10 protein-coding genes are annotated in these 11,623 nt (G+C 64.8%); 5 read left to right on the forward strand and 5 right to left on the reverse strand.

Features of this window, described 5'->3' with window-relative positions:
- Positions 1-19 precede the first annotated feature (19 nt).
- A complete protein-coding gene (locus tag BMG00_RS10400) occupies positions 20-991 on the forward strand; it encodes a DUF808 domain-containing protein (protein WP_078574309.1) in 972 nt (323 codons plus the stop codon).
- A gap of 156 nt (positions 992-1,147) precedes the next feature.
- Here the strand turns inward: BMG00_RS10400 and BMG00_RS10405 are convergent, their stop codons facing one another.
- Both BMG00_RS10405 and BMG00_RS10410 read right to left on the reverse strand, forming a co-directional pair.
- Positions 1,148-1,768 (reverse strand): DnaJ domain-containing protein, encoded by a 621-nt coding sequence (locus BMG00_RS10405; RefSeq protein WP_078529699.1) that lies wholly within the window; start codon positions 1,766-1,768, stop codon positions 1,148-1,150.
- A gap of 394 nt (positions 1,769-2,162) precedes the next feature.
- The gene (locus BMG00_RS10410; RefSeq protein ID WP_078529700.1) at positions 2,163-2,582 is read right to left on the reverse strand and encodes a DUF4177 domain-containing protein; all 420 of its coding nucleotides are present in this window, start codon (positions 2,580-2,582) and stop codon (positions 2,163-2,165) included.
- Positions 2,583-2,758: 176 nt separating this feature from the next.
- Between BMG00_RS10410 and cobS the strand changes: the two genes are divergently transcribed.
- Both cobS and BMG00_RS10420 read left to right on the forward strand, forming a co-directional pair.
- Positions 2,759-3,730, forward strand: a complete 972-nt coding sequence (gene cobS, locus BMG00_RS10415; RefSeq protein ID WP_078574310.1) for a cobaltochelatase subunit CobS — start codon at positions 2,759-2,761, stop codon at positions 3,728-3,730.
- Positions 3,727-4,299, forward strand: a complete 573-nt coding sequence (locus tag BMG00_RS10420; RefSeq protein WP_078574311.1) for a hypothetical protein — start codon at positions 3,727-3,729, stop codon at positions 4,297-4,299. The genes cobS and BMG00_RS10420 overlap by 4 nt, the downstream gene beginning before the upstream one ends.
- Positions 4,300-4,431: 132 nt before the next feature.
- Here BMG00_RS10420 and BMG00_RS10425 read toward each other — a convergent pair whose 3' ends face one another.
- A complete protein-coding gene (locus BMG00_RS10425; protein ID WP_078574312.1) occupies positions 4,432-5,013 on the reverse strand; it encodes an NADPH-dependent FMN reductase in 582 nt (193 codons plus the stop codon).
- Positions 5,014-5,203: 190 nt separating this feature from the next.
- Here BMG00_RS10425 and cobT point away from each other — a divergent pair, with 190 nt between their 5' ends.
- Together cobT and BMG00_RS10435 are read left to right on the forward strand one after the other, a co-directional pair.
- A complete protein-coding gene (gene cobT, locus BMG00_RS10430) occupies positions 5,204-7,081 on the forward strand; it encodes a cobaltochelatase subunit CobT (RefSeq protein ID WP_078574313.1) in 1,878 nt (625 codons plus the stop codon).
- The gene (locus BMG00_RS10435) at positions 7,081-8,880 is read left to right on the forward strand and encodes an aminopeptidase P family protein (protein ID WP_078574314.1); all 1,800 of its coding nucleotides are present in this window, start codon (positions 7,081-7,083) and stop codon (positions 8,878-8,880) included. The genes cobT and BMG00_RS10435 overlap by 1 nt, the downstream gene beginning before the upstream one ends.
- Before the next feature lie 135 nt (positions 8,881-9,015).
- Here the strand turns inward: BMG00_RS10435 and BMG00_RS10440 are convergent, their stop codons facing one another.
- Complete coding sequence (locus BMG00_RS10440; RefSeq protein WP_078529712.1) at positions 9,016-10,182, reverse strand: acetate/propionate family kinase; 1,167 nt, start codon at positions 10,180-10,182, stop codon at positions 9,016-9,018.
- Positions 10,182-11,570 (reverse strand): bifunctional enoyl-CoA hydratase/phosphate acetyltransferase, encoded by a 1,389-nt coding sequence (locus tag BMG00_RS10445; protein WP_078574315.1) that lies wholly within the window; start codon positions 11,568-11,570, stop codon positions 10,182-10,184. The genes BMG00_RS10440 and BMG00_RS10445 overlap by 1 nt, the downstream gene beginning before the upstream one ends.
- Positions 11,571-11,623 lie beyond the last annotated feature (53 nt).

Consider the following 11,623-nt stretch of genomic DNA (forward strand, 5'->3'; position numbering starts at 1 on the left):
GACGAGGAAAGGGTTTGCGATGAGTGGTTTGCTGGCATTGCTCGACGACGTGGCGGGGATCGCCAAGATCGCGGCGACCTCGATCGACGATGCGGCGGGCCAGGCAGTCCAGGCGGGCGGCAAAGCGGCCGGTGCGCTGATCGACGATGCCGCCGTCACGCCGAAATATGTCCATGGTTTCAAACCCGCCCGGGAATTGCCGATCGTGGGGAAAATCGCCTGGGGCTCGATCATCAACAAGATGGTGTTCCTGCTGCCTGCAGCGCTGCTGCTCTCGGCTTTCGCGCCCTGGCTGATCACGCCGCTGCTGATGCTCGGCGGCTCGTATCTTTGCTTTGAGGGTGCCGAGAAGGTCTATCACCTTTTCAAACCGCATGAGCCCGACGCCGAAGGCCACGTCGCCGCCGAGACCGCCGACCACCTCGAAGAAAAGCGTGTGAAATCGGCGGTTAAGACCGATTTCATCCTCTCGGCCGAAATCATGACGATCGGCCTCGCTGCCCTGCCGGAGGGCCAGCCGATCTGGATGGAGGCAATCGCGCTCGCGCTGATCGGGATCGGGGTGACGGTGTTGGTCTATGGGTCGGTCGCGATGATCGTGAAGGCCGACGATGTGGGGCTGTGGCTGGCCGAAAACGCAAATTTCGGCGCAACTCGGGCGTTTGGCCGCGGCATGGTGAAATTCATGCCCTGGCTGATGAAGGCGCTGATGATCGTGGGCACGGCGGCGATGATCTGGGTGGGCGGCAATATCGTGCTGCACGGCCTGGCGGAGCTTGGGCTGCACGCCCCCTATGACTGGATCCACCACCAGGCGGAAGCCGCCGCTCATGCCGTGGCGACGGCGCAAGGCTTCGTCAGCTGGGCTGTGACCGCGTTCTTCGACGGTATCTTCGGGCTGGCCTACGGGCTGGTGCTGATCCCGGTCGTGATCCGCGCGATCCAGCCGATCTACCGCGCGATCACCGGGAAGCAAAAACCTGCGCATTGATTAGGGGCGCCGCCCCTCTCCGGCTGCGCCGAATTCACCCCGGGATATTTGGGCCAAGTCGAGACCGAACCGGTCTTCTTCTTGATGAAAATATCTCGGGGGGCTCGCGGAACGCGAGCGGGGGCAGCGCCCCCTCGACCTGCCCGGTCTCGCGGATCACTTGAAGTTGCGGCTTTCCTTGAGCTGGTCCCAGGCCCAGACGACCTCTTGCAGCATCTCTTCGTGAGAACGATCGCCGCCGTTCATGTCCGGGTGCAGCACCTTGATCAGCGCCTTGTAGCATTTGCGGATCTCGGCCTTGGTCATGGTGTCCTTGGCGTCGAGAATGTCGAGAGCCCGGCGCTCGGTCGGCGGCAGCTTGCGCCCGAGCGAACGGCCCGGGTTCTTGGTGGCGTTGTCGCCGAGGATCTCGTGCGGGTCGGAGATCCCGTGACGCGCCCAGCCCTTTTCCTCCTTGGCCTGGCCGAAGGGTTTGGTCGGGCGTTCCCAGACGGTCGCGTTATCGAGGAAGGCCTGGAATTCCTCTTCGGACTGACCCTGGAAATAGTTCCAGTTGAGATTGTACTCGCGCACGTGGTCCTTGCAGAACCAGTAGTAATCGTCGAGCACCTTCGGGCTTTTGGGCGCGCGATACTTGCCGGGCTCGGTGCAGCCTTCCTTGTCGCAGATACGCGTCGAGGTCTCGAAAGCGCCCGACATTCCGCGCTTGCCGCGCGAGCGGCGCTTCTTGTCGGCGGCTGCCGAGATGTTGAAACCGAAAGGATCGCTCTTGCTCATGCTTGCCTCATTCGTCCTGCCCGCGTGCCTGTCCTGTTCGGCGCTCTACCGTCAGCCTCCGAGTCGGGTCACGCAGTCTAATCGAAATGACGGATGTTGAAAGGGGCCGAACCCGGTCTGCGACGGAAAAACGCCGATGCTGGAGGAGATCCGCAAGTGTCTGCGACCGTCTGATGCGGGACTGATAGAGTTCCCCAACGGAAGCCTTATCGCACCGGCCATTTCCATGCAGCGTTTGGCGGATAAAACCCCTTTCCGGCGGTGTCTCGGTCGACCCTATTCAGCCCCCCTGCCCTCGCGGTGAGAGCCATCGGATGGGGTGTGCGGCGCCTCGCACCCGATCCGCTTGCGCATTTCCCCGCGCGAACGGTCGGGATCGCGATCTGAGTCGCGCTCAGCTATCCTCGTCTTCGCCGGATCGGTTGGCACGCAGACTGGGTGCGCGGCCTTCGGGCGCGTCGGCCGAGAGCGCACGGCGAGACGGCTCGGCCGCGGGGGTTGCAGCGCTCGCGGGTGCGGCCTCGGCATTTGCCGCAGGCTCATGGGCGGCATGGACGCCAACTCCCTGCGCCGGATCGAGGCTCAACGGCCGACGGAACACGAGCAGGTTGTGGTAGACCGTCGTCTTGCCGGTCAGCCCTGCGCGCTCCTCGGCCGGCAGCGTCTCGGCGCGCAGATAGTCCCAGCCCTTCGCGGCCATGTCGTTCATCACGCCCGAGAGCGTATGGGCGAAGCGCTCGACCCCGGTCTTGAGGCCGCGTTCCTTGTCGCCGCGCGCGGGAGCGGGAACGACCTTGTATTCGTATTGCTGCATCGAAAGCACCTCATCTGGCTCGGCGCCTTTCTAGCCGATGGCGGGAACGGGTCAACCGAAACGGGTTCGCACGGGCGGGAACGGGCCGAGATCACTGTCACCGTGACAATCGCGGCCCTTGCGCCCCCCCGCGCGATGGTTCACAAATCGCAGCCAACAAGGAAAGGACGTCCGCGATGCTCGATCAGAATGCCAAGCCCACCGAAGATATCGATGTCCGTGAGGTCTTCGGAATCGAGTCCGACATGAAGGTGAAGGGGTTTGCCGATCGCACCGACCGCGTGCCCGAGCTCGACCCGACCTACAAGTTCGACCCCGACACCACGATGGCGATCCTCGCGGGCTTTGCCTATAACCGCCGCGTGATGATCCAGGGCTATCACGGCACCGGCAAATCGACCCATATCGAGCAAGTGGCCGCACGTCTGAACTGGCCCTGCGTGCGGGTCAATCTCGACAGCCACGTCAGCCGGATCGACCTGATCGGCAAGGACGCGATCAAGCTGGTCGATGGCAAGCAGGTCACCGTGTTCCACGAGGGCATCCTGCCCTGGGCCCTGCGCAACCCGACCGCGATCGTTTTCGACGAATACGATGCCGGCCGCGCCGACGTGATGTTCGTGATCCAGCGCGTTCTGGAAGCCGATGGCAAGCTGACGCTTCTGGATCAAAACGAAGTGATCACGCCGAACCCCTATTTCCGTCTCTTTGCCACGGCGAACACGGTGGGTCTGGGCGACACGACCGGCCTCTATCACGGCACCCAGCAGATCAACCAGGGCCAGATGGACCGCTGGTCGCTGGTCGCGACGCTGAACTATCTCAGCCACGACGCCGAAGCGGCGATCGTTCTGTCGAAGAACCCGCAATACAACACCGAAGCCGGGCGCAAGACCGTCAGCCAGATGGTCCACGTCGCCGACCTGACCCGCACCGCCTTCATGAATGGCGACCTGTCGACCGTGATGTCGCCGCGGACCGTGATCGCCTGGGCGCAGAATGCGCGGATCTTCAACAATATCGGTTACGCCTTCCGGCTCACCTTCCTCAACAAATGCGACGAGCTCGAGCGCCAGACGGTAGCCGAGTTCTACCAGCGTCTGTTCGACGAGGAACTGCCCGAAAGCGCGGCCAACGTCGCGAAGTGATCCGCCTCGCCGCCCTGATCGCGCTGCTGCCGCTCGCGGCGGTTGCGCAGGAGGCACCGACAGACGGCGAGATCTTCGCCGCGATCACGGGCGACTGGAATGGCGATGACGTGCCCGATGCCGCGATGCTGGTGCAAAACGGCGTCGATGCGGCCGATCTGGTGATCTATCTCGGCGATCCGGTCTTCGGGTTGAAGGAAAAGCTGCGCGTGGAGCGGGTCGTCTTTTCGGGCCAAATGGGCGGACAGACGCCTTCGCTGCGCCCGGTGTCGGACACCGCGTTCAAGCTCCATTCCGAGCAGATCGGCATTGGACGGACGCCCTGGGAAAGCGATTATGCGATCGCTTGGCGTAACGGCGGCTTCGTCGTCTCGGGCTATACCTATCATTATTACGACCGGATCGACCCCGAGGACACAGGCAGCTGCGATGTGAACCTGCTCAGCGGCGGGTATGTGATGGAAAAGGGCAAACAGCGCGCCGAAGGCATGCAGGATCGCCGAGCGTTTCCCTTGAACACCCTGCGCGCCGACTGGATGCCAATGATCTGCACCGGGCTGTTTCAATAGAGCCGGTGCCAGATCACGCCCTCCGATGACGGGCTCCGGCTGCGAAAATTCCGCACAAAGAAAACGCCCGACCGATTGGCCGGGCGTTTCAGTTTCCCACGCTGCGACGCGGCCTCGCGCCGCCGCGCGTGTTCAGGCTTCGGCCTTTGCGGATTTCGCGGCCCGGCCCCAGAAGGCCATATCGTCAAGCAACGCCTTGACCGGGCCTTCCAGGTGATCGCCCAGCTCGGAGATCGGCGTGCCTTGCGAGGCCTTGACGAAGTCCGCCCCGCCAATGCTCACCGCGCCCGCAACCGGGACCATGCCGAAATTGATCGCGACGAGCCGCAGATGCTCGACCGCGCGGGCCGCACCCACGCCGCCATAGCCGACCGTGCCCAGAGGTTTGCGTCTCCAGCCTTCGAACGCATAGTCGAATGCGTTCTTAATCGAGGCCGGGATCGAGTGGTTGTACTCGGCCGTCAGCACGATGAACCCGTCGAAATGGTTGAGCCGTTCCCCCCAGGCCTGCGCCTTGGGATCGGTCACCGGCTTGGCCGCCGGGGGCGCGACCTCGTCGAAGAACGGCAAGGCCGCCTCGCGCAGATCGAGCACCTCATAGCTCATATCCTCGCGCGCCGCGATTTTCCGTTCGAACCATTCCAACGCCTTGTCGGCAAAACGACCCTCGCGCGTCGTGCCTACGATCACACCAATTTTCAGCGTCTCGGCCATAACTCTCTCCTTTTCGCTGGCCCGACTTGGAAAGGTGGCGGGCCTTTGGGTCTATAGGTAAAGCCCGCTGACCCGGTTCCAATGCGCCAATATGTGCAAAGGTGAACGGGATCGGCGCGGAACGGGCAGGAACCGCCTGCGGCGCGGATCGGCTCTTGCGGGCGCGCGCGCGCGGTGCTTTACCTTTGCCATGAGCAAGCCCTCCGATAACCCCGCCGATCCGTTCAAGAAGGCTCTGGCCGAAGCGACGAAGACGCTCGCGGACGCCCCCGACATGACGGTGAGCTATTCGGTCGACCCCTCGGGCATGACCGCCGACACGATGCGCCTGCCGCAGGTCTCGCGGCGGATGACCCGCGAGGAGGTGCTGCTGGCGCGCGGGACGGGCGATGCGCTCGCGATGCGCAGACGTCACCACGACGCCTCGGTCAATGCCCGCTACGCGCCTTCGGGCGATCTGGCCTCGGCGATCTACGAGGCGATGGAAACCGCACGTTGCGAGGCGCTCGGCGCGCGTGAAATGCCCGGCACGCTCTCGAATATCGACGCCAAGATCGCCCATGAGGCCGAGCGCAAGGGCTACGCCCAGATCCGCGCCCCCGAAGAGGCCCCGCTGGCGGTGGCCGCAGGCTATTTCGTGCGCGAACTGGCCACGGGCCGGAAACTACCCCCGGGCGCGGATAACGTGCTTGACCTGTGGCGTCCCTTCATCGAGCAGTCGGCGGGTGAGGATCTGGATAACGTCAATCACGTCCTCAGCGATCAGGCCGCTTTCGCACGGCTTGCGCGCAAGGTGATCGCGGATCTCGGCTATGCCGACCAACTCGGGGACGACCCCGACGAGGAGATGGGCGACGAGAGCGAGGATGAGGATCAGTCCAGCCAGGACGAGGAGCAGGGCGAAGAGCAGGCCCGCGACGAACAGGAACAGGACGACGCCGAGGCCTCCCCGGAATCCAGCCAGGAAACCCAGCAGGACCAGAGCCAGACCACGGTCAGCTCGGATGATCTCGCCGATCAGGAGATGGGCGAAGAGGTGGACATGCCCCAGGCCGATGCGCCGCTGGAGCCGCCGCCGCCCCCGCCCCATTCCGCGGCCGACCCGAATTACACCGTCTACACGACCGAATTCGACGAAGAGATCGCCGCCGAGGATCTGGCCGAACCGGCCGAACTGGAACGGCTGCGTCTCTATCTCGACCAGCAACTCGAACCGCTCAAGGGCGCGGTATCGCGTCTGGCCAACAAGCTGCAACGCCGCCTGCAGGCGCAACAGAACCGGTCCTGGGAATTCGACCGTGAGGAAGGGATGCTCGATGCGGGCCGCCTCGCCCGCGTGGTGGCCAACCCGACCACCCCGCTTTCCTTCAAGGTCGAGAAGGATACCGAGTTCCGCGACACGGTGGTGACGCTGCTTCTCGACAATTCCGGCTCGATGCGCGGCCGCCCGATCTCGATCGCGGCGATCTGCGCCGACGTTCTGGCCCGCACGCTGGAGCGTTGCGACGTGAAGGTCGAGATCCTCGGCTTCACCACGCGGGCGTGGAAAGGCGGGCAATCGCGCGAAAAATGGCTCGCCGATGGCCGTCCGCAAAGCCCCGGTCGCCTCAACGACCTGCGCCACATCATCTACAAGCGCGCCGATGCGCCGATGCGCCGGACGCGGGCCAATCTCGGCCTGATGATGAAGGAAGGCCTGCTGAAGGAAAACATCGACGGCGAGGCTCTGGAATGGGCGCACAAGCGGATGCTCATGCGTCCCGAGGCGCGCAAGATCCTCATGGTGATCTCGGATGGCGCTCCGGTCGATGATTCCACGCTGTCGGTCAACCCTGCGATTTTCCTCGAAAAACACCTTCGCGACGTGATCGCAATGGTCGAGAAACGCCGCGCGGTGGAGCTGATCGCGATCGGCATCGGCCATGACGTAACGCGCTATTACCAGCACGCGGTGACGATCACGGATGTCGAACAGCTGGCCGGTGCGATGACCGAACAGCTGGCATCGCTGTTCGACAGCGACCCGCGCGCCAAGGCGCGTTTCCTCGGGATCAAGAAGGCAATCTGATGTTTCAGGATTTCTCGGTGCAGTCGCGCCCCGAACTGGGCCCGCCCCGTCTGGCGGCCCTGCGCGAAACCATGTCTGCCACAGGGCTCGACGGGTTCATCATCCCCCGCGCCGATGCGCATCAAGGCGAATATGTCGCCGAGTGCGACGCGCGCCTGGGCTGGCTGACGGGGTTCACGGGCTCTGCGGGGTTCTGCATCGCGCTGCCCGAGATCGCGGGCGTCTTCGTCGATGGCCGCTACCGGGTGCAGGTCCGCGCCGAGGTCTCGCTTGGGTCTTTCACTCCGGTGAACTGGCCCGAGGTAAAACCGGCCGATTGGCTGCGCGAACACGCCGCCTCGGGGGCACGGATCGGCTTCGATCCCTGGCTGCACACGAAATCAGAGATCGCGCGGATCCGCGAAGGGCTGGAAGGTTCGGGCATCGCGCTGGTGGAGAGCGCGAACCTCGTGGACCGAGTCTGGGAGGACCGCCCTGCCCCGCCCGCCGCCCCCGCGCGCATCCATCCGCCGGAATTCGCAGGCGAGGCGGCCGAAGCGAAACGCGCGCGTCTGGCCGAGGGCCTGCGCGCGCAAGACACGGCCGCCGCCGTGCTCACCTTGCCGGATTCGATCTGCTGGCTCCTCAACATCCGTGGCGCCGATATCCCGCGTAACCCGATCGTTCAGGCCTTCGCGGTGCTCTTCGACGACGCAACGGTGAAGCTCTTCGCCAATGCGGAGAAGTTCGACGACAGCTTGCGCGCCCATCTCGGCCCCGAGGTCTCGATCTTGCCGCCCGAAAGCTTTGGCGCCGCGCTGGAGGCCATCGAAGGTCCGGTGCTGGTCGATCCCGACAGCGCCCCGCTCGCGGTGTCGCTGCTGCTGGCAGATCACGGCACGAAAATCCGCGAGGCACGCGATCCCTGCATCCTGCCAAAAGCCCGCAAGAACGCGGCCGAGGTCGCAGGGATGCAAGCCGCCCATCAGCGCGATGCATCCGCGATGGTCGAGTTCCTGTGCTGGCTCGACGCCGAGGCGCCGAAAGGCCAGCTGACCGAGATCGACGTGGTCACGGCGCTGGAAGGCTTCCGCAGCGACACCAATGCGCTGCTCGATATTTCTTTCGATACGATCTGCGGCGCGGGCGGCAACGGCGCGATCGTCCATTACCGCGTGAACGAGGCCACCAACCGCGCGGTGAAATCGGGTGAGCTGCTGCTGGTCGATTCAGGCGGGCAATATGTGGACGGCACGACCGACATCACCCGCACCGTCGCCGTGGGCGCGGTGCCTGACGACGCCAAGCGCCCCTTCACCCGCGTGCTGCAAGGCATGATCGCGCTTTCTCGCACACGCTTCCCGCGCGGGGTCGCGGGCGCGCATCTCGACGCGCTCGCCCGCGCGCAGCTCTGGGCCGAGGGCTGGGATTACGATCACGGCACGGGCCATGGCGTGGGAGCGGCCCTTTGTGTCCATGAAGGCCCCGCCCGGATCTCGCGCGTCTCCGAACTACCATTGGAGCCCGGCATGATCCTGTCGAACGAGCCGGGCTATTATCGCGAGGGCCAATTCGGCATCCGGATCGAGAACCTGATCCTGACAGAGGAGGCCGCGCCGAAAGGCGACGACCGCGACCAGCTCTCCTTCGCGACGCTCACCTGGGTCCCGATCGACCGCCGCCTGATCGACGCCGGGCTGTTGAGTCCCGACGAGCGCGACTGGCTCAACAGCTACCACGCCGAGGTTCTGTCGCGCATCGCACCGCTTGTCAGCGATGCGGCGAGGGCCTGGTTGGAGAGCGCCTGCGCACCGATCTGATGCGGCCCGCATCTGGCAGGCTGAGGATGCCTCCGGCGGGGATATTTGAGCCAATTCGAAGTTGAGCGCTCTCCTCTTCGAATTGGTGTAAATATCCCCCGCGGAGCGTCCCAACGTTGCCGCCAGCGTTGGCGCTCAGAGGTCGAGCACAGCCTTTGCCGCGCGCGCGATGACGATTTCCTCATTGGTCGGGATCACCAGCACGCGCACCTTGCCCGCGCCGATCTCGCGGGCGTTCCCGGCATTGGCACTCGTGTCGATCTCGACCCCGAGAAAGCCAAGCCCTTCGCAGGCCTGCGCGCGCACGCGGGCGGAATTCTCACCAATCCCGCCGGTGAAAACGATCCCGTCCAAGCCCCCCATCGCCGCGGCCATCGCGCCGATCTGGCGCTTGATGCGGAAACAGAAATAGTCGATCGCCTCTTTCGCGCGCGGGTCGTCCGAGCCCTCGAGCGTGCGCATGTCGTTCGAGATGCCCGACATGCCCAGAAGCCCGGACTCCTTGTAGAGGAGCGCGGAAATCTCGGACGCGCTCATCCCTTCCTGGTCCATCATGTAGAGCAGGATGCCAGGGTCCAGCTCGCCCGGCCGCGTGCCCATCGGCAGGCCTTCGAGGGCGGAGAAGCCCATCGTGGAGGTGACCGATTGACCGTTCTCGATCGCGCACATCGACGCCCCCGAGCCCAAGTGAGCCACGATCATGCGGCCCCTGTGCAGGTCGGGCTCTGTGCGCGTCAGTTCCCCGTTGATGAAATCGTAGCTCAGCCCGTGGAAACCGTAGCGGCGCACGCCCTTCTCGTAATAACGGCGCGGCAGGGCGAAAGTGTCGCTGACAAACGGGTGGCCGCGATGGAAGGCGGTGTCATAGCAGGCGACCTGCGGGGTGCCCGGGAAGGTATCGACGGCCGCGCGCACGCCCGCGAGGTTATGCGGCTGATGAAGCGGTGCGAAGGGCGCCAGTTTCGCGAGTTGCTTCATCAGCGGCTCGGACAGGCGTTCGGGTGCCGCATGGTCGATCCCGCCATGCACGATGCGGTGACCGACCGCGATCACCTCGAGGCCCGGAAACGCGCTTTGGAAGGCCGCGAGCGCGGTATGCAGCGCCGCCGCGTTGGTCGCGAAATCGTCCGGCGCCGAGGCGGGCAAAGGCAGGGGTGAACCATCGGCCCCTGAGAGCTTCATCGCCGCTTCGCGCCGCCCGATCCGGTCGACATGGCCAAGCGCGAGCGTCTCCAGCCCTTCCGAGAACAGCCCCAGCTTGAGCGAGGACGAGCCGGAATTCAGCGTCAGGATCGCGCGCATTACAGCTGGCTCCCCACGGTGCGGTGGTAGTGGATCGAGGCCACTGCGCAGGAGGCGAGCCGCGCCATCCCGCTATCGGAGCGCGAATTGAGGATCACCGGCACTTTCGCGCCCAGCACCAGCCCCGCCCCTTCGGCGTGGGAGATATAGGCAAGCTGCTTGGCCAGCATATTGGCCGAGTCGATGCCCGGTGCGACCAACACCTCGGCGCGGCCCGCCACGTTCGAGCGGATCCCCTTGGTGCGCGCGGCCCCCAGATCGACCGCGTTATCCATCGCGAGCGGTCCGTCGACGTCGCCCCCCTTGATCTGTCCGCGCTCGGCCATCTTCGACAGCAGCGCCGCATCAAGCGAAGACGGGATCGCGGGCGTCACGGTCTCGACCGCCGACAGAACGCCCACTTTCGGCACCTCGATCCCGATCGAGATCGCCACGTCGATCGCGTTTTGCACGATATGCACCTTGGTCTCGAGATCGGGCGCGATGTTGATTGCGGCATCGGTGACGATGAGCGGGTGGACAACGCCCGGCACATCCATCACGAAGACATGGGTGAAACGCTTGCCGACCCGCAGCCCGGTAGCCTTGTCGAGCATCGGTTTCAGCAGCGCATCGGTGTGCAGATGCCCCTTCATCACCGCGCCGGCGCGGCCTTCGTTGACCAGCTCCACCGCCATGCGCGCTGCGTCGCGCGCGGTCTCGGCGGGCAGGATCTCGAATTTGGTCACACCGCGGCCCAGTTCTTTCGCCGCTGCCATGATCTTCTCGGGGTGGCCGATCAGCAGCGGTTCGATGATCTTGTGTTCGGCCGCGAGGATCGCACCGTCGAGCGACACGGGTTCTTCGGGGCAGACGACGGCGGTGACCAGATCGGGCAGCGGCTCTGCCTTTTCCAGAAGCTTTTCGAAATGGCGATGGCGCTGCGAAATCAGGCCCGGCACTTCGAGCGCGTCGAATTTCAGGTGGTTCTTCGGTGCGACGACTACGGCCTCGCCCTCGACGATGACCGCGTTATCTCCGACCCGTGTCACCTCCGTCTTCAGGCGCAACATTCCACCTTCGAGCTTCTCGACAACCTCGACGCGAGCGCAAAGCTCTTCTCCCGCTACGGCGCGGTCATGGAAGCGCAGCGATTGCGAGCGATATAGCGTCCCCGGACCGGGCAACTGGTTACCCAGCACCGCCGTGATCAGCGAGGCCACGAACATGCCCGGCGCGTAGGCCTCCTTGACCCCGTCGCCATCGCCATCCTCAGCCTCGAGATGAACCGGGTTGTGATTGCCCGAAGCGGCGGCAAAAACGTAGAAATCGTCAGCGGTGCAGAGCCGCTTGAACTCGGCCGTCTGGCCGACCTCGATTTCCTCCCATTTCCGGCTTTCGAAAATCATCCCAGTCTCCTTCGCGATCCGTTCCTGGCGCAACTCTGCCGAATTCGCGCGCC

The organism is Thioclava marina, assembly GCF_002020135.1.
Taxonomy (GTDB): Bacteria; Pseudomonadota; Alphaproteobacteria; order Rhodobacterales; family Rhodobacteraceae; genus Thioclava; species Thioclava marina.